Source organism: Cupriavidus sp. YAF13 (assembly GCF_052113425.1).
Classification (GTDB): Bacteria; Pseudomonadota; Gammaproteobacteria; order Burkholderiales; family Burkholderiaceae; genus Cupriavidus.
The window spans coordinates 22,172-40,272 of the sequence record NZ_JBFRDD010000024.1; the positions used below are offsets into that span (position 1 = coordinate 22,172).

The window sequence follows — 18,101 nt, forward strand, 5'->3', positions numbered from 1 at the left end:
GAACTTGCTGCCGTAGTGCCGGAAGCGCTGGATTTGGGGGGGCGCACCTGGGCGTCTATCCTCGAGCAGACCGTCCGCGAAGACATCATCAGCGGAAAATTGCCCGCAGGTAGCAAGCTGYGTTTGAAGGAGCTGGCTGAGCGCTACCAGGCCGGCGTTATTCCGCTACGGGAGGCATTGTCACGACTATGCACGACAGGATTCGTACTTGCGATTGATCAAAAGGGCTTCCGTGTCGCAGATCTGTCGCCAGAGGAGTTGCTGGATATCACTCGCGTCAGGCAGCAGATCGAAACCAGCGCACTCCGTGACGCGATCGAGACGGGAGATATCGCCTGGGAGGGAGAGGTCGTTGCAGCGCACTTTCGCCTGACGCGCATCCCGATGGTTCTGCGTGGACGGGATGGCGCGCTGAATCCCGAGTGGGAGGAGGCCCACGCCGCCTTTCATGGTGTTCTGATCGCCGGATGCAAGTCGCCGTGGATGCGCCGGTTTTCGACAGTGCTCCGAGATCAGACGGCGCGTTACCGGTTTCTTTCGCTTTCTGTGCCCAAGGCCGAACGAAGCCGGGACGTGGCGGCGGAACATGAGGCAATCGTCAATGCCATCGTCGAGCGCAATGCCAACAAGGCTTGCAGGCTTCTTTCCGATCATTTCCAGGCGACCACGAACTTGGTGCTGAAGTACCTCCAGCAACAGAAAGCCAAATCGGCGGCGGCGCGCAAGCGGAGCACATCGATGGAGATGGGGATCTGACGCCAGTACGGCCGATCTTCGCCAGTCATGGCTGCCGGGCTGGCTGCTCTTTGGCGCGGAAGTTCCCCTGAGACTAGTGCTGATTCTGGCCACGCGCCAGGGGGGTGCTGAATTTTCCGGCCTGGCTGCCGGCCGCGCATGAATCAATCTCGACGAGCAGGCGCCGAAACTGGCATGCGGCATACCTCATTGTTTGCCGCGACCACGCGTTGGAATATATCCACGAGCAAGGAACGCTCCGCTTTGTTCAAGCAGGCGCAGTATGCACACTTGCGGGCGCTCCGTGCCGAGATCGATTGTCTTGAGCAGGGCCTCGCCTGCTGACACCGAAGCCGCTCGACCATGAGAAGGGAAGACCTCCGATCACGGGGAAGGGGCAACGGGAAGATGGTGGAACTTGTGGTGCATGTATGGATAGATAGGGAGGAACAGGTAGCCGCGCCAGGCAGTGAGGCGCCGGCTGCCCCCGCGTCCAGCTCGCGTCAGCCTCGAGCGCTATCACCAAGGTGGCTGCGGCGGCTCAAAGAGCTATCACTAGCTACGAAGGGGTTCATGGCAAGCGGTGCGGAGTTTGCCGCTGACATTCTGTTCTTCGTGGCAACGGGAAATCGCGAACACGTTCACTTCTCCTTGCTGGCGGATTGTTCTTGTATGGGGGGGCATCTTTTACTAGGCTCGACACATCGAGTTGCTCGGAGGTGAGTGACCTGCCGAGCTGCACGCCGGTACCGCGCTTTTGGCACTGAAAGACGGCTCGCCAGGTGAGTGTCCAAGCATGGCACCCATGACAAAACTACCGCAATGGAGACTAGCATGACCAGCGAAGCGATCCGCGATCCCAAGAGTGATCACCTTCTCACCCCGCAGAACTCAACCTTCATCATCATCGATTACCAGCCGGTGCAGGTTAACTCCATTGCCTCGATGGACCGTCAACTCCTGATTAACAACATCGTAGGCACCGCGAAGATGGCAGTGGCGTATGGATTGCCGATTGTCCATTCCACTGTGAACGTGAAGACCGGGCTGAACAAGCCGCCAATCCCGCAGATCCAAAAGGTGCTCGGCCACCTGCCGACCATCGATCGCACTTCCATCAACTCCTGGGAGGACACGGAGTTCAAGCAGGCGGTAAAGGCAATTGGGCGGAAGAAGCTGATAATGACCGCGCTGTGGACCGAGGCGTGCCTGTCCTTTCCCGCGCTCGACGCGTTGGAGGAGGGTTACGAAGTCTATGCGGTAGTGGACGCCGTTGGAGGAACCTCGGTTGCGGCGCATGAGGCCGCGTTGAGGCGGATCGAGCAAGCCGGTGGCCAGATGATCAGCTGGACGCAGATGCTGTGCGAACTCCAGCGCGACTGGGCCAGGGCCGATACCGTGCCTGCGTTCATGAATCTCTTCATCGAAACGGGCGGCACGGCCGGCATCCAGTTCGCCTACGAGAAGAAGGATTAGTATCGGCGCGGTCGCGGCCACAGTGCCGGGCGGGTTCAAGGTGCAGGGGGGGCTAGCTGGTGAGTGACTCGCCTTTTGATGCGCCTGCCATGTCTCAACCCGATAGAGGTCCGGCCCGGCTGCATGCTCTTGACGGCACCACGGGGGAGAAGATGGAAGATTTCTTTGTATTGGTGATCGTATATGCGAAGCCGGGGCGGGAGGCTGATCTGAGGGAGAAGCTGAGGGCTGTGGCGGAGCCATCGCGCAAGGACCGGGGAAACTTGCGCTACGAGTTATTTGAGCAGCAGGATGATCCGAACCGATTCGTCTTCGTGGAGCACTGGGCGAGCGAAGAGGCCCAGGAAGAGCATCACACGCAAGCCGAGCATATACGCCGATTCGAGGCGCAGAAAAGTGACTTGGTGGAGCGTGTCGAATTGTTCTACAAGCTGAAGCTGGTTTCCTAGACATGCATGGCTTGGAACGGCGTCCTTGGACCGGGCGCGATCTATTTGCCGCCGCCGTCGGCAACGACGGTGACGGTGCATGTGGTCCCCATGGCAAGTTGGAGATCCTCAGGGGGAGAATCCAGATGGATCCGTACGGGAACGCGCTGCGCCAGCCGGACCCAAGTGAACACGGGATTCACGTCAGCCAACAGATTCGCACTGGTAGGGTTGTCGCGGTCGGCAATGCCTCGTGCGATGCTCTCCACATGTCCGCTCAACGGAGCGCCACCAGATAGCAGTCTGATCTCGACTCTCGCGCCTACGCGCACCTTCGACAGTTTGGTTTCTTCGAAGTAGCCGTAAATCCAATAGGAGTGCTTGTTGATGACTGCCATGCGAGCTGACCCGGCACTCACGTAATCGCCAGCATAGAGATTTAGGTTGGTCACGTATCCGTCTACCGGGGATCGGATCTCGCTTCTTTGCAGATTCAGCTTCGCGGTATCTCGGGCCGCCAGGCTCGCGTCGTAGTTCGCTTTCGCTTGCTTCTCCTGGGCGCTGGTATCTTCCCGGCTCTCTATCGAGATGACAGAACTATCGAGGTCACGGCGCCGGATGGTCTGCTGGTGCCGCATATCCAACTCCGCCTTGCGAGCTTGTACCTGTGCTTCCGCTTGGGCGAGCGCCTGCCTGAAACGCTCCTGATCGATGACGAAGAGCAGGTCGCCTTGATGCACCTCTTGGTTATCCTTCACGGGCACGCGGGAAACCAGGCCGGAGACATCCGCCGCGATATTCACCACTTCCGCGCGTACACGGCCATCACGCGTCCATGGTGAATACATATAGTGTGTCCAAAGGCTGTAGCCGAGTACGATCGCCGCGGTTGTCAACAGTAAGGTGACAAGCAGGCGCAACAGGAATTGCGTTTTCAATTTCATGTTTCTGAATGATCTATGATCCGTTTGCCGGTTTGCCGGGGCGGGAAAATCAGGCCCACAGCAGGAGACCGATCCCGCTGAACATGCACGCGAACAAGGCCGCGCGAAACAGCGCGGGATGCCACGCCAGGCGATAGAGACCGATGCGTGCGAACAGGTGATCGACCAGCAAGTAGAGGAGCACGCAAGCCAGGAATACCGGCAACAACGTCGGCACCAGGATAGATGACAAGGCGATTTCACGAGGCATGGGATGGTGCTCCGGCTTTGCTCATTCCTGGCTCGCAGACGCTGTCGCGTCAAAGCCGCCGCCCAGGGCTTGCATGAGGCGTGCCCACGCATCGAGGCGGCTGGCCTGCACCTGCGCGAGGCTTTGCTGCTGGCGCCTGAGTTCGTTCTCGGTGTTCAGTACGTTGAGATAGTCGGTGAACCCGCCGCGGTAGCCCTTTTCGGCGAGCCCATATGCCTGCTTTGCCGACAGCAGCGCCTCCTCGATGCCGGCCTGCTGCCGTGTGAGAGACTGGAGGGAAATCACCTCATCCGCAACGCTTTGGAAGGCGGAAAGCACGGCCTTATTGTAGCTCTCGACCGCGAGATCGTAGTTCGTGGTCGCGGCGCCGTAGTTGCCCTGCCTTCTCCCGCCGTCAAAAATTGGCAGCGAGAAGGCGGCGCCAACGTTGTGTCCGATCGCATCGTTGTTGATGAACGTAAAGAAGTTGCCGAAGGCTGCGGATGCAAGTCCCAGGCTCGCCACGAGATTGATGTTTGGGTAGAAATCTGCCTTTGCCACCTTCATACCTTGTGCTGCCGTTTCTACGCGCCAGCGTTGCGCCACGATGTCGGGTCTGTGTCCAACCAGTTCCGCCGGCAGCCTAGCTGGCACGGCAATTGGCGTTTCCAGGACCAGCTTTGGGCGCTGCAGCCTTTCCCCCGCGCCCGGGCCGTCACCGCTGAGCACCGCAAGCTGGTTCTTGATCAGCGCAATCTCCCGTTCCGATTGCTGTAGCTGCGCAAGCAGGGCAGGGATCGGCGTGCGCGCCTGGCTCAGTTCCAGCTGGCTGGCCAGGCCCCGGCTCGCGCGCTTGCGGATGATGTCGAAAATACTGCTTTGCCGCGCAAGCATGGCCTTGTTTACATCCCAGATCGCATATTGCAGGGCCAGTTCCACATAGGCACGAACCACGGAGGTTTCCAGGTTCAACTGCACGGCACGGGCATCAGCGGCCGCCGCCTGTACGTTGTCGAGGGTGCCCCGCAGCACGGCCCGGTTCCTGCCCCAAAGGTCGAGGTCGTAGGAGAGATCGATGCCAATGCGGTTATTCCACGTGGTGTGGCCCCCAATGGGCTGCGGGGTAGACAGGCGAGGAAACCGTGTCCGGCCAAATGCACCGCCGCCGGTGACGCTGGGCTCGACGGCGGCGCCGGCGATCCGGGCCTGCGCTTCGGCGAGCTGGCTTCTTGCCTGCGCGATTCGCATATCGGGACTGCCTGCGACCGCCCGCTCTATCAGCGCATTCAATGCCGGGTCGCCTAGACGGTCCCACCAGGCTTGCTGTGGCCAGCCCGCGTCTTGCTGTGTCGCGCGCAAAGCGGCGCCAGCATCGACGGCGGTGGCTTCCATCAGGGTGGATGACGGGGCAATGCCGCCTGTACTAGCGCAACCTGCGAGGGCGACGGCGATGGTGCAAACGCAGGCGCAAATCAGGGATCTAGCTGGCACGGCGAATACCTGCATGGTTCAGTAGGTGGGAAGCAACGGCGAGCATGCTTGGATCAGGCAACTTTGGCCCCGGTGCCTCGCAAGACATTGACCAGGGGGAGGGCATCGTCCTGCAGCGACAACCTGACGAAGTGCAAGATGGCCCGGATTTGCGACGGCCGCCGCGATCCAGGCGTTCCTGGATCAGCGCCTTCAGTATTGCCCGCCGTTTCGGCCGTCTGTTCAATGGCGCGTTCGACAGCGCGCAGCGCGAACTCATGGGTCTGCGGCGAGGGTGCCAGAAACAGCGCGGAGATCGCCGCCAGCATGCGGTCTTGTTGTTTTTCCCATCTAGCTGGCATGACGTCCCTGGCCGCAGCTTCGCGAATATTGATCACGCCGAGCCCGATCTCCAGCGCGGCGAAAGACCATCCCAGCAGTTCTACCTGGCTGGCGCGGCCGGCTACCGGCCGGGTGCCGGCGTACTGCACGAAATCGCGGATATTGCTCTCAAACGTCAGGCGCAGGCCATCGAGTGCGCCATGGCAGGCCTCTTTCGCAACCAGCTTGCGCAACTGTTGTAGATAGCGCTCGGCTAGCCAATGACCGCCCTGAGGCACGATGGTCGCAAATGCAAGCGACGCTATCGCAATGCCCAGCAGCGTGGCAAGGCCCGCGTCGAGATAGCTGGTCGGGTTGTAGACGGTCGGGTTTGTCAGATTGCTGAGGAAACTGAAATAGATACCGAACCCCAACCCGATCGTCGCGGTTTTCGGAAAGGTGCCGAGATAGCTGCCTGCCATGATGAATGGGACGATGCAGACTGCGAGCAGTAGGAATCCATCGAGGCGGGGCAGAATGAAGAAGTTGAAAAACAGGCCGGCCAGCCAGGCCGCTGCGCAACCGATGAGCATCTGCCGCGCGACGGCGGTCGGCTGGGGCATGACCGAGTAGAGAGCGATGGCGATGGCAGCGGCGATGACTGCCGAGCTGCCGCCGTTCCAGCCCGACGCAATCCAGAGCCAGGAGCATGCCAGGATGGCTATCGCCGCGCGCAGGCCGGATGCCAGGGCAAAGGCGCGATTCCCCGAGTACAGGAGCTTGCGCGGCCGTTTGCGGGGTGGCTCCGCGACGAATGTGCGCGTCGTGCGCAGGGCAATATAGTGCTCGGTATAGGAGAGCAGATCTGCCGTGGCCTCGTAGAGTGCCGCCGCACCGGCGGCAAACCGGTCCGATGCCGGCGGCGGGGCATTGGACAGCGCCGCCGAGGCGGAAGCGATCCTTTCGGGAAGCTCGGACTTCAATGCCAGCAAGCTGGCATGCAGGCTGCGTACCTCCGCCAGGCTAAGCTTCGCGCCATCCGAGGGCGATGGCAGGATTCTGGACAACGAGTCGAATAGCAGATCAAGCGCACTTCCCGCGCTATGATCTTCAGCTTTCTCGATGCGCGACCGCAGTTGGTGAATCGAGTGAAAGCGCGCAATGGCATCGAGGAAATCGTGATTCAAACGAATCATCAGGTCATTGTTCGCGCGAAGTTCTGGATCCTCGAACACCACTGCGCTGCGCAAGTTCTCAAGCTGGGCGCGCTCACCCATCAGATGCAGGTGTGAGAGCCCCAGCGCGGACGGAGCTTGCCTGCCGCGCAGGGCCTCGCGGATGAAGCCGATAAAGGTGGTGATATGTTGCTGGCCCGCGGCTAGCATCATTGTCGCGACCCGCTGCGGAAAGATCAGCGCGCTTACCAAGCCTGCACACAAGATCCCGATCGATACCTCGCTAAGACTGACAATCACATTATCAAAGATCGCATAGGGATTATTGATGGACGGAACGGCGGCAATACATGTCGCGTAGCCGGCGAGCACGAACCCGTATGATTGATAGTTGCGGTAATAGGCAGCCCCGCAAACACAGAGCCCGGTCCAGACAGACAAGCAAAGCAGGAATAGCACGCGTTCTTGCGGAAAGGCGAAGAACAGCAGCAGGGCGGCCAGATTGCCAACCAGCATCCCCAGGGCGCGGTAGAAGCCCCTTGCCAACACCATGCCACTGTGCTGGTGCATCATCAGGATGACCGCTGAAACCATGGCGGTGCGCGGCGAGGAAAGCTCAAGCCGCATCGAGAGCCACATCGAGAGGACCACGGCAAGCGCGGTCTTCGACGCGTGTGCCAGCCGTCCCCGGTCTGCCTGCCAGTATGACCGAACGGCATTGGCGAGCGACGCCGAAGCTGGCATTAACGTGCTGCCGGATGTCTTTGCCATAGCATTTGGGTCAGAGCCTGACTAGGGTGGTAAAAGAGCGCCAACGCTGGTGTTCCCGCGGTTCCTGCACTGGAGCCCCATCATAGTCGAGCACGCTGTGCGCCGGCGTTCTGCTTCATCGAACACAGCGTTCTGCTGAGGCCAGTGCAAAGTGTCACGGCACCTTGCCTCCGGCGAGATGATGGAGGCTGTGCATCTTGTCCTGGAGCCATTGCAAGACGCTCGATTTACCTGCATGCGCAGACGGTTGCACGTTGCCGAAGGCATTGTTCGATTCCTGCCGCTTGGAAAGTAGCTGGCACATTTGCGATCCCACTTCCGGGCGGGATTGAAGCACCGGTGTGAGATCCGATTTATCCAGCCGGTAGAGGACCACGCCGGTAATTGCCTCAATGGTCACCTGCATGGCAATGCCCGCCAACACGCCGGGCTCGCCGAACGCGTCGCCCGGTCCGAGGCGGGCAGTCTCCACGCGCTCGTCACCGCGCGCGATCGAGACGGAGAGCACGCCCGAGTCCACAAGAAGCATATAGTCCGTGACCTCCGAACTCGTCACAACGGTCTGGTGCGCCTGATATTCATGGCGCGACAGACGTTTGGCAAGCAGGGAGAGCTCGTCCGCACTGAGCGTCTGGAAGATGCTCACCGTCGAAAGCAGCCGCTGGCGGTGATCGGTCGCCGGGGTGCCTGGGCTGGGCACGGTTAGCGGACGGAGATCGACGTCGACGGATGCCAGGTGCCGATGAGCGAGATCGAAGAGTTGATTCGTTGCCAGTCTCTTGTCGGCGATATCCTGGACGTAACAAGTGATTTCATACTCAATCGAGTTGGCGCCGGCGTGTTTCACCATGACCGATGGCGCCGGCTTTGCCAACGCGACTTTGCAACCTAGAACCGCGCGCTCCAGCGCTTCCACGACCACATTTGGGCGCGCTTCCGGCGTTACCTGGATGGAGACGTTGACACCGTGCAGTTCCGAGGGGCGGCTGATGTTGGTGATCTTGGCCCGCGCAGTCAGGTTGTTGGGGATTACTACCAGATTGCCCTGGGCGCTCAGCAGATGGGTGGCGCGCCAGTTTATCTCCAGGACCTTGCCGTCCACGCCATCAATGGAGACCCAGTCGCCAAGATGGTAGGGCTGTGTGGCATTCAGGACGAGTCCGGAGAACACATCGCTCAATGTACTTTGGATCGCCAGGCCAACAACGATGGCCAGGGCCCCCGACGTCGCGAGCAGGCCACTCACAGGAAGCTCTAGGACATAGGCGATGGCCGCCACGGCGGCCGCGACGAAAATCAGCGCGCCCAGCACGTCCTGGAACAGGCGCTCCTGATGCCAGGCCTTGGGCATGAAGAGCGCATCGAGCAGAATGGTGAGGGCGCGGGCGCCGAGCAGCCACCAGATGATTTCCAGCGTCTGGCCAAGGAAATGGCGAACCGGCTGTTCAGGCGACGGCGCCGCATCGAGCGGGCTCATGCCGCCATAGAGAAGCACGGTGGTCAGCAATGCAAATATTGCCAGCCGGATGGCGAGGCGCAGCCGTTTGTAGCCGGGGCCGATCAGGCGCCAGGCGAGAACATCGCACAGCACTAAGCCAACGCCCAGGCAGAGAGGATCCAGCAAATATTCCATGGCGAGACCTTGCGTACGGATGATGCCGATTCAGGCAGCCATAGCACGCCGCCCTCTGGAAAGTGAGGCAAGAGGCTGGTGCCGTGTTTCGTTTCCAATCAGAACGGCAGCAGGTACCGCAACACGATCTTGCTGCCCTCCGGGCGATTCCGGGCGCCCCATTCCTTATAGGCATTCAACAGGATCTGGTATGAACTTCCTTGGTATAGCACCCCCGGGCCAGCCCCGAAGAGCCGCTCCTTGGAATCTGATTGGGACTTGCCATCGATGCGATCCTCGCTGATCTGTTGCAGGGCATAACCCGCGATGCCGATCCGCCAGTGCTTGGAAACAGCATAGGAGCCAGAGAGGTTCAGGGACAGGGCGTCACCGGCCTGCACGGAGTCTGCGTTCAAGGATGGGGCTGGCTTGGTGTTCTTGCCGTTCCATTGGTAATTGAGCCGGGCACTGATCTCGAACTTGTCGGTTGGCATCAGCGTGAATGCATAGTAAGGCGCGACCGTCCAGGCATGGCTGCCTGCGTTGGCGAGCGCATTGCGGTTGTATTGCCCCGTTGGCGCCGAAAAAAGCAGGTCGAGCCGCTGGAAGAAGGGCATGCCAAACAGCGTCTGGCCTGTCCACTGAACCAGGAATGGGCTGAACTGGATGTCGCCGGCAGCAAAATTGCGGTCTTCGAGGCCGGGCCCGACCTTCAGGTTGGCATAGACGAGCGGGAGCAACACCTCGCCGCCAACATGTCCGCCAAGCAGCGTGATATCGGGCGATATGTAGGCAATATGCGGAACGATGGCAGCCACCTCGATGCGCGGGGCTCCTGGACTGGCGTTTCCGGCATCGTCCTTGATGGCCGTGGCGTGGTAGTAGCTGGAGCCAACTTCAAAAAGGAAGCCGGGCCCGGCGATACCGTCCAGGAAGCTCGTGTTGCCGAGATTCATTGGGGGAAGTGCCACAGCGTCTGCCATCGCGGTGGATGACATCAAGGCACAACCAATCAGCGGCAGGCACTGCCGCGCTATCTTTCTCATACAGAGCCTGTTGACGATTGAGGCGTCGGCTTCGACGCCGAAGAACGGAAGTTTGGTAAGGGAGCCGAGTCCAGTAGGGGCATCGAGCTAAGTTGAACAAGGACGCCGTCGCCAGTGCCTGTCGGGCATTTAGAAAATCCGAACACCCCCTTCCGGATCAAAGAATACCATACCGTACGGTTGATACTATAGTGTGCTTCATAGGCGCAAGCACTCATGTCAAAACCGTGAGGGAGCCCAGCATGACTTCGCACAACCCAGCTGTCCTGTCGCAGTGCACGGTATTGCCAACGCACAGATCGCAGCATAGACTTATTTCGCATGTCGCCATTATTTGCGGCTAGCGCAAAAAAAAGGAGATGATATGACAATCGGGCAGATAAGGCAGCCCCTGGCCGGCCGTACGGCCATCGCGGAGGTCGACATCCACGGGGTCGCCGTGCACGGCAAGGACCTGAGCCAGGAACTCATCGGCAAGGTGGGTTTCACGGAGTACTTCCTGTTCCTGCTTACCGGGCGGATCCCTGACACGGGACTGGTGGCGGTCACCAATGCCTGCCTCGTTGCCATCGCCGAGCATGGCCTTGTGCCATCCGTGCAGGCGGCGAGAATGACCCTTGCAGCCGCCCCGGACGCGCTGCAGGGCGCCGTCGCGGCCGGCGTCCTTGGCTGCGGCTCCGTGATACTGGGCGCATCGGAGACTGCCGGCCTGATGCTCAAGGAAGTGCTGGTGGGCAGGGAGGTCGGTTCCATGGCCGAAAGCGCGCACTCCGTGGTCCGGGCCTTGCGCCAGGCGCGCAAGCCGCTGCCAGGCTTCGGCCACCCCACGCACAAAGAGGGCGACCCGCGCGCTCACCGCTTGCTGGCGTACTCGCGCGAACTCGGTCTGGCGAGCGAGCACGTCGCCGCGCTGGAGGCGGTCGCCGAAGCGGTCCCGGCGCATTACGCCAAGCCACTACCCATGAACGTGTCCGGGGCGATCCCGGCGGTGCTGCTGGATGCTGGCTATCCGGCCGGCGCCTTGAAGGGGGTGCCGATGCTGGCCCGCGTGGCTAGCCTGATCGCCCACCTGCAGGAAGAGCAACGGCAACCCATCGGCTTTATCTTGGCCGATGCCGCCGAACACGCCATTGCTTTTGACGGCATCCCGGCGAGGGCAGCATGAACCATCCTCTCCCCGCCGGTGACCCGGCAATGATCAGCCCGCTTGAGGTGCTCCGGCAGTACCGGCCCCATGACTTCACGTTGACGGATTTTCTCGCCGCCAGGGTTGAAGCGCATCCGGACAAGCCCGCGGTCCTGTTCGAAGGCGAGACCTGGACCTATGGGCAACTGGAAGCGCGGATCTCCCGCGCCGCGAACTGGCTGACGCACGATATGCAGGTGCGCCCCGGCGACAGGATCGGCATCCTGTCCGCCAACCATCCGTCCACCGTGGTACTGATGTTCGCGCTAGCGCGGATCGGCGCTAGCATGGTGCCGGCGAACCCGGATTACCGGCTGGACGAGGCGCTGTATGTGCTCCGGCACGCGCAGGTCTCCGGCCTTGTGTGCTCTGCGGCCACCTTCGAAACCGCCGCGGCCGTCGTTGCCGAACTTGGCGAGGGTGTCTGGCTGCGCGCCAACGAGCCCGGCCAGCACGCCGTACCCACGCTTGAGACATCAATGGGCGCCGGCACGCCGGCGCAGGTGCCGCAGGGCGCTGGCAATGCGACCGATACCGCGCTGATCATTTACACCTCGGGCACCACCGGTTTTCCGAAAGGCGCCATGCACAGCCATCGCGGCTATGTGCTGACCGCGGAGGCATTCGTTGGCCGCCTCCACCTGCAGCCCAGCGAGCGGGTGATGTGCGTTATGCCGTTGTTCCACATCAATGCGCTGATGTACTCGGTTGGCGGCGCCATCGCATGCGGCGGATGCCTGGTGCTGCTGCGCAAGTTCTCCGCCTCGTCCTTCTGGCGCTTTGCCGCGGAGAGCGGCGCGACTGAGGTCAACCTGGTAGCTGCCGCCGGCAGCATCCTGGCGCGCCGGCCGCGCGAGGAATTCGTTCCCGGCCACCGCATCACCAAGATGTTCATCGCCCCCCAGACGCAGGAGATGGTCCGCGTGATGCGCAACGAGTTCCATGTGCCGCGGCTGATCGAGTGCTATGGCATGACGGAAATTCCGGGGGTAATCGCCAACCCCTTCAATGGGCCGCACAAGTTGGGGACGATGGGCCTTATCTCGCGTCATCCCGATACCAGCATCGCGGCGCCCGAAGCCCGCATCGTCGACGACGAGGGAGTTGACGTGGCCCAGGGCGAGGAGGGCGAGTTGCTGATCCGCACGCCCACCTTGATGCAGGGCTACTTTCGAGACGCCACGCAGACGGAAGCCGCGTTCAAGGCCGGCTGGTTCGCCACTGGCGACTTGGTGCGCCAGGACGCCGACGGCTACTACGTTTTCGTCGCCCGCAAGAAGGACGTCATCCGGCGCAAGGGCGAAAACGTGTCCGGCGCCGAACTCGACCGCATTTTCGGCGAGCATCCCGCGGTCGAAGAAGCCGCGGCCGTCGGCGTGCCGGCCGAGCTTGGCGAAGAAGAAATCATGCTGGCAGTGCAGCTCAGGAAGGGCCAGGCGGTCAATCCGGCTGCCCTGGTTGCCTGGGCCAAACACCGGCTTGCCGCGCACAAGCTGCCGCGCTTCGTGGTGCTGGTCGACGCCATTCCCCACACGCCCACGCATAAGCCGGCCAAGCACAAGCTGAAGGCGGATACGACCCTGCTTGCGCGAGCCGTCGACCTGGCCGGCGGCGCCGCAACCCGATAAATCGAGACGGAGACAACCATGAACATGCAAGACAATCCCACCCTGCAACGGGCAATCGGCGCGATGTGCGAAAGTGCCGCAGGTTCCGATCCGGCGCTTCAGGCTCGCTTCGCGGTGGCGCTTCGCCACTTTCACGCCATGCTGGACGAATTGCGCCTGACGGACCAGGAGCTCTATCGCATCGTGGGCTGGCTGGGCAAGGTGGCAGCCCAGGACGAACTCATCATGCTGTGCGACATGATGGGCATGACCATGCGGTCGCTTGATCTGGCACGCTCCGACGATCAGGCCACGCCGCAGAACGTGACCGGCCCCTTCCCGAAGGACGGCATTGCCGAAGGACCTAATCCTTGTTCGTTGGCGACGGACGAAGAGCCCGGCCAGCGTCTCGAGCTAAGGGGGCAGGTGCGCGACGCCGTGACCGGCCACCCGATAGCGGGGGCGCAACTCATCGTGTGGCAGCCGAACCAATTCGGCCGCTATGAAAACGAGGACGATTCCCAATCGGAAGACAACCTGCGGGGAAAGCTGCGCTGCGACGCGGAGGGTGGTTTCAGTATTCTCACTGTACGGCCAGGCGGCTACATCATCGGCCGGGAAGACACCGAAGTCGGCATGCTGATGAAGCGGCTCGGCCGCAACCGCCAGCGCGCTCCGCACATCCACTATCGCGTGGTACATCCTGGCTATCGGATGCTTACCTCGCAGGTCTATTTCGCCGGCGATCCCGCCAATCCGGTCGACTGCATCTTTTCGACCATCGACGACCATATCGTGGCAGTGCGCCCGCACCCCGAGCGCGACAACTACCAACTGGTGGAGCTCGATATCGCCATGGAGCCCGAGGCAGCAAGCTAGGCGCGTGCCGGTGTTGCCCGGCTCAGGACGCCGCCGAAATGGAGTGCGCCAGGGCGGGCGCTCGCTGTATCGCCGCCTCGATCGAGGCGGCGGCCTCGCGCAGCGCAGGCAAGCGGGTGGAGAGCAGTTCCTCCATGCTGGTCCGTTCGGCTTCGGTCGAGCAATTGATGGCGGCGATCACCCGCCGCTGCGGGTCGCGCACCGGTACCGCGATCGACAGCACGCCGATTTCCAGCTGGCTGTCCTGTGCCGCGTAACCCTGCTCCAGTGCCTTGGCCAGCGCCGCCCGCAGATCATCCGCTTCGCTAAGCGTCATCGGGGTGTACTTCTGGAACGGCGCCTTGGCGAGGACGGCGTTCTGCTGCCGCTTCGGCGCGTGCGCAAGCAGCAGCCGCCCGAGCGAGGTGCAATGGACCGGCAGGCGGTAGCCAACCGAGGCGCGAAACGCGATGCGGCGGCTGCTTGGCACGTGCGCAAGATAGACCACGCTGTCGCCGTCGAGGATGGCCAGCGAGACCGAATCGCGAAAGCGCTCGGCCACCTCTTGCAGGAAGGGCTGCACGATGTCGCGCAGGTTCATGGAGCTGAGGAAGGCCGCCCCAAGCGACAGTACTTTGGGCAAGAGCAGGAATCGACGCCCGTTTGCGCCGATGTAACCGAGCGATTGCAGCGTCAGCAGCGCGCGGCGTGCGGTGGCGGGACTCATTCCCGTGGCCTGGGCGACTTCGCTCAGCGTCATTTCGGGTTCGCTGTCGGTGAACGCCTGAATGACCGCAAGGCCTCGCGCCAGGGCCGCGACATAGTCGCGGTGGCCTTCTTCCAGTTTGGGCTGCGCGTCCTCCTCGGACGCGGCAGTGGGTTTGGCGATTGGTTTCATGCGCGTATTTTAGCCACAAGACAGCCGCCATCGGCATTCCGGAGCACAAGATCATCATGAAGCTCGATCCGACGTCATTGCGGCTCTTCGTCGGCATCCTCGAAGAGGGATCCATCTCGGCTGCCGCCGAGCGCGCGCATCTTGCTGCGGCGGCTGTCAGCAAGCGCGTCAGTGAGTTGGAGCACAGCCTGGGAACGGCGCTGCTCGTACGCAGCAACAAGGGGGTGCATCCGACGGCAGCGGGGGTGGAACTGATGCATCTGGCGCGTGGCGTCCTGCATGATCTCGACGATATCGCCGTTCGCATGCGCGACTACGCCGGCGGCCTCCGAGGGAGGGTCAGGGTGTTCGCCAACATTTCCACTATCACGCAGTTCCTGCCGGCGCAGCTCAAGTCCTTCCTTGCGGCCTATCCGCTGATCGACGTGCACCTGGAGGAGCGCATCAGTTCCGCCATTGTGCGGGCCGTGGCGGAGAGCGCCGCCGATATCGGCATCTTTACCGCCGGGGCGGCAGGGGCGGAACTGGAGACCTTTCCCTACCGGCGCGACGAACTGGTGCTGATCGTGCCGCAGGGGCATGCGCTTGCCGGCAGGCAATCGGTGGCGATCCGCGAGACGCTGGATTACGACCACGTGAGCCTGCACGCGGGCAGCCACATCAACTTGCAGTTGATCAAGGCCGCCAGCGAGGCGGGCAGGGCTCTCAAGCCGCGTATTCACGTACCGGGTTATGACGCGCTGTGCCTGATGGTGCAGGCCGGCTTGGGCCTCGGCATCCTGCCCAAATGCAGCGCCGCGCCCTACCAGCACACGCTTGGCATTTGCACCATCAAGTTGGACGAACCGTGGGCGGAGCGCCAGCTTGTGATCGGGGTACGTGCCTACCAGGGCTTGTCCGTGGTGGCTAGGCTGCTGGTCGACCACCTTCGCGAGGCGCCGTAGTCGTACCGGCGTTGCCATCGCGTTTGGCGATGGCGCGCTCGCCAATGGTTGCTTTACGGCTCGCGCGACTTCTTTCAACCTTCAGTACCGCAAGCCGCAAGCCGCAAGCCGCAAGCCGCAAGGCAGTAGTGTCAGACAGGAGTTCGATACAGCCATGGCCCATGCCAACGACAACGACAACGACCAAGACGAAGACAACGTCAACGACAAATCCTCCCTCCGGGGCATCCGGGTCATTGAACTCGGTTCGCTGATCGCAGGCCCCTATGCGGGCAGCCTGCTGGCCCAGTTCGGTGCCGACGTGCTGAAGATCGAGCCGCCCGAGGAGGGCGATCCGCTGCGCAAATGGCGCAAGCTGTACGAGGGCACCTCCCTGTGGTGGTACAGCCAGAGCCGCAACAAGAAATCGGTGACGCTGGACCTGCGCTCTCCCGCAGGCCAGGACATCGTGCGCAAGCTGGTCGCCAGTGCCGATATCGTGATCGAGAACTTCCGGCCGGGGACGCTCGAAAAATGGGGCCTCGGCTGGGAAGACCTGCGCCAGGTGAATCCGGCACTGATCATGGTCAGGATTTCCGGGTACGGTCAGACTGGTCCCTACAAGGACCGGCCGGGCTTTGCCGCCATCGCGGAATCGATGGGCGGGCTGCGCTACGTCTCGGGCTATCCGGACCGGCCGCCGGTCCGCTCGGGCGTGAGCATCGGCGATACGCTGGCCTCGCTCTACGGAGTGATCGGCGCGCTGCTGGCCATGCATCACTTGCGCGCCAACGGCGGCGAAGGCCAGTTTATCGACGTGGCGCTCTATGAATCGGTCTTCGCCGTGATGGAGAGCCTGGTTCCCGAATACTCGATGCTCAAGCATGTGCGGGAGAGATCGGGTGCCAGCCTACCGGGTATCTCGCCTTCCAATACCTATCCCTGCAAGGACGGCCACTTCGTCATCATCGCCGGCAATGGCGACGCCATCTTCAAGCGTTTCATGACCGCCATCGGCCGCGGCGATCTCGGCGAGGACCCGCGCCTTGCCCATAACGACGGCCGGGTCGCGCATAACGCGATGCTCGACGAGGCCATCGCCGCGTGGACATCCTCGCATGACCTGGAAACGGTGCTCGCCACGCTGGGCGCCGCGGCCGTTCCTTGCGGCAAGATCTACACGGCCGCCGAAATCTGCACCGATGAGCACTATCGCGCCCGCGACATGATCGAGACCCACACCCTGCCGGACGGCGTGCCAGTGGAAATGGCGGGGATCGTGCCCAAGCTCAGCGAGACCCCGGGCAAGACCCAGTGGCTCGGCCCCGCGCTGGGTGCCCACACGGAGGAGGTGCTGGCATCGCTCGGCATCTCCGGCGCCGAATTCCAGGCATTGCGCGACGCCGGCGTGGTCTGAACCGCCAGCCGGCACGACAGGAGAAAGTCATGTGGTTTTCAAACGCCCCGCAGCGGGTATTCATCAACGAGGTTTCGGTACGGGACGGCTTCCAGATCGAACCAGAGTTTATTCCGACCCAGCAGAAGATCGATCTCATCGACCAGCTATCGGCAACGGGACTGGCCAAGATCGAAATCACTTCCTTCGTCTCGCCCAAGGCCATTCCGAATCTGCGCGATGCCGAAGCGGTCGCCAGGGGGATCCGGCGCCATCCGGCTGTCACCTACGCGGCGCTGGTGCCGAACGCGCGCGGCTGCGAACGGGCGCTCACTTGCGACGTGGATGAGATCAATCTGGTCATGTCGGCAAGCGAGACGCATAACCTGGCCAATATGCGCATGACCTGCGCGCAGTCGATCGAGCAGTTTCGCGGTGTGATGCAACTGATGCAGGGAACGGCGCTGCGGGTCAGCGGCTGCATCGCGACGGCCTTCGGCTGCCCGTTCGAAGGCGACATCGCGCCCGAGCGGGTGAAATGGGCTGCCGAGCAGTACCTCGGCATGGGCATGCACAGCATCACGCTGGCGGATACCACCGGCATGGCCGATCCTCGCCAGGTGGGCGCACTGGTGGCGGCCTTCCGCGCATGGTTCCCCGGCGTGCCCTTGACCTTGCACTTCCACAACACGCGCGGCATGGGGCTGAGCAACGTGCTGGCGGGACTGGCGGCTGGGGTGACCAGCTTCGACGCGTCGCTGGGCGGGCTGGGCGGCTGCCCGTTCGCGCCGGGCGCCACCGGCAACATCTGCACTGAAGACCTGGTGCACATGCTGGAGTCGTCCGGCGTTGACACTGGGGTCGACCTGGACAGGTTGCTCGGTGTGGCGCTCGGCCTGCCGGCCCTGGTCGGGCACGACATTTCCGGGCAGGTCGTCAAGGCCGGCAAGCGCACCGACCTCCATCCCAGGCCTACCTGGCTGGAAACACGATAGACCGGCGGCGCAATCCAGCATCCCTTGGCAA

The 18,101-nt window shown here is 62.4% G+C and carries 16 protein-coding genes; 9 read left to right on the forward strand and 7 right to left on the reverse strand.

From position 1 onward, the window contains the following. Nucleotides 1-15 precede the first annotated feature (15 nt). From AB4061_RS19690 to AB4061_RS19700, 3 genes are all read left to right on the forward strand, one after another. Nucleotides 16-756 carry a GntR family transcriptional regulator gene (locus tag AB4061_RS19690; protein WP_441636697.1) on the forward strand — a complete coding sequence of 247 codons (741 nt, stop codon included), beginning with the start codon at nt 16-18 and terminating at the stop codon, nt 754-756. An 813-nt stretch (nt 757-1,569) separates the two neighbouring features. Beyond that, on the forward strand, nt 1,570-2,211 hold the full coding sequence (locus tag AB4061_RS19695) for a hydrolase (protein ID WP_441636698.1): 642 nt from the start codon (nt 1,570-1,572) through the stop codon (nt 2,209-2,211). Nucleotides 2,212-2,300: 89 nt separating this feature from the next. After that, on the forward strand, nt 2,301-2,660 hold the full coding sequence (locus AB4061_RS19700) for a putative quinol monooxygenase (RefSeq protein WP_441636700.1): 360 nt from the start codon (nt 2,301-2,303) through the stop codon (nt 2,658-2,660). A gap of 41 nt (nt 2,661-2,701) precedes the next feature. On the opposite strand, the gene AB4061_RS19705 is transcribed toward AB4061_RS19700, so the two are convergent. The 6 genes from AB4061_RS19705 to AB4061_RS19730 form a co-directional block, all read right to left on the reverse strand. Beyond that, nucleotides 2,702-3,583, reverse strand: a complete 882-nt coding sequence (locus AB4061_RS19705) for an efflux RND transporter periplasmic adaptor subunit (RefSeq protein WP_441636702.1) — start codon at nt 3,581-3,583, stop codon at nt 2,702-2,704. Between the two features lie 49 nt (nt 3,584-3,632). Beyond that, the gene (locus AB4061_RS19710; protein ID WP_441636704.1) at nt 3,633-3,833 is read right to left on the reverse strand and encodes a DUF1656 domain-containing protein; all 201 of its coding nucleotides are present in this window, start codon (nt 3,831-3,833) and stop codon (nt 3,633-3,635) included. Nucleotides 3,834-3,854: 21 nt separating this feature from the next. Continuing rightward, complete coding sequence (locus AB4061_RS19715; RefSeq protein ID WP_441636706.1) at nt 3,855-5,318, reverse strand: efflux transporter outer membrane subunit; 1,464 nt, start codon at nt 5,316-5,318, stop codon at nt 3,855-3,857. Nucleotides 5,319-5,356: 38 nt separating this feature from the next. Continuing rightward, on the reverse strand, nt 5,357-7,549 hold the full coding sequence (locus tag AB4061_RS19720; protein WP_441636708.1) for an FUSC family protein: 2,193 nt from the start codon (nt 7,547-7,549) through the stop codon (nt 5,357-5,359). A 154-nt stretch (nt 7,550-7,703) separates the two neighbouring features. Then, a complete protein-coding gene (locus AB4061_RS19725) occupies nt 7,704-9,182 on the reverse strand; it encodes a mechanosensitive ion channel domain-containing protein (RefSeq protein WP_441636710.1) in 1,479 nt (492 codons plus the stop codon). Between the two features lie 98 nt (nt 9,183-9,280). Next, complete coding sequence (locus tag AB4061_RS19730) at nt 9,281-10,117, reverse strand: SphA family protein (protein ID WP_441636712.1); 837 nt, start codon at nt 10,115-10,117, stop codon at nt 9,281-9,283. A gap of 454 nt (nt 10,118-10,571) precedes the next feature. Between AB4061_RS19730 and AB4061_RS19735 the strand changes: the two genes are divergently transcribed. The 3 genes from AB4061_RS19735 to AB4061_RS19745 are packed head-to-tail and all read left to right on the forward strand — an operon-like array spanning nt 10,572 to nt 13,879. Continuing rightward, entirely contained in the window at nt 10,572-11,372 is an 801-nt protein-coding gene (locus tag AB4061_RS19735; protein ID WP_441636714.1) for a citryl-CoA lyase, read from the forward strand. Beyond that, nucleotides 11,369-13,021 carry a class I adenylate-forming enzyme family protein gene (locus AB4061_RS19740; RefSeq protein WP_441636716.1) on the forward strand — a complete coding sequence of 551 codons (1,653 nt, stop codon included), beginning with the start codon at nt 11,369-11,371 and terminating at the stop codon, nt 13,019-13,021. Before AB4061_RS19735 ends, AB4061_RS19740 begins: the two co-directional genes overlap by 4 nt. An 18-nt stretch (nt 13,022-13,039) precedes the next feature. Further along, nucleotides 13,040-13,879: a dioxygenase family protein gene (locus AB4061_RS19745; protein ID WP_441636718.1), complete on the forward strand. Its 840-nt coding sequence runs from the start codon at nt 13,040-13,042 to the stop codon at nt 13,877-13,879. 22 nt (nt 13,880-13,901) lie between these two features. On the opposite strand, the gene AB4061_RS19750 is transcribed toward AB4061_RS19745, so the two are convergent. Then, nucleotides 13,902-14,756, reverse strand: coding sequence for an IclR family transcriptional regulator domain-containing protein (locus tag AB4061_RS19750; protein WP_441636720.1), 855 nt, complete (start codon nt 14,754-14,756; stop codon nt 13,902-13,904). Nucleotides 14,757-14,812: 56 nt separating this feature from the next. On the opposite strand from AB4061_RS19750, the gene AB4061_RS19755 reads away from it, so the two are divergent. The 3 genes from AB4061_RS19755 (at nt 14,813) to AB4061_RS19765 (ending at nt 18,070) form a co-directional block, all read left to right on the forward strand. Then, nucleotides 14,813-15,700: a LysR family transcriptional regulator gene (locus AB4061_RS19755; protein WP_441636722.1), complete on the forward strand. Its 888-nt coding sequence runs from the start codon at nt 14,813-14,815 to the stop codon at nt 15,698-15,700. A 154-nt stretch (nt 15,701-15,854) separates the two neighbouring features. After that, nucleotides 15,855-17,096 carry a CaiB/BaiF CoA transferase family protein gene (locus tag AB4061_RS19760; RefSeq protein ID WP_441636724.1) on the forward strand — a complete coding sequence of 414 codons (1,242 nt, stop codon included), beginning with the start codon at nt 15,855-15,857 and terminating at the stop codon, nt 17,094-17,096. Nucleotides 17,097-17,125: 29 nt separating this feature from the next. Then, nucleotides 17,126-18,070 carry a hydroxymethylglutaryl-CoA lyase gene (locus AB4061_RS19765; RefSeq protein WP_441636726.1) on the forward strand — a complete coding sequence of 315 codons (945 nt, stop codon included), beginning with the start codon at nt 17,126-17,128 and terminating at the stop codon, nt 18,068-18,070. Nucleotides 18,071-18,101 lie beyond the last annotated feature (31 nt).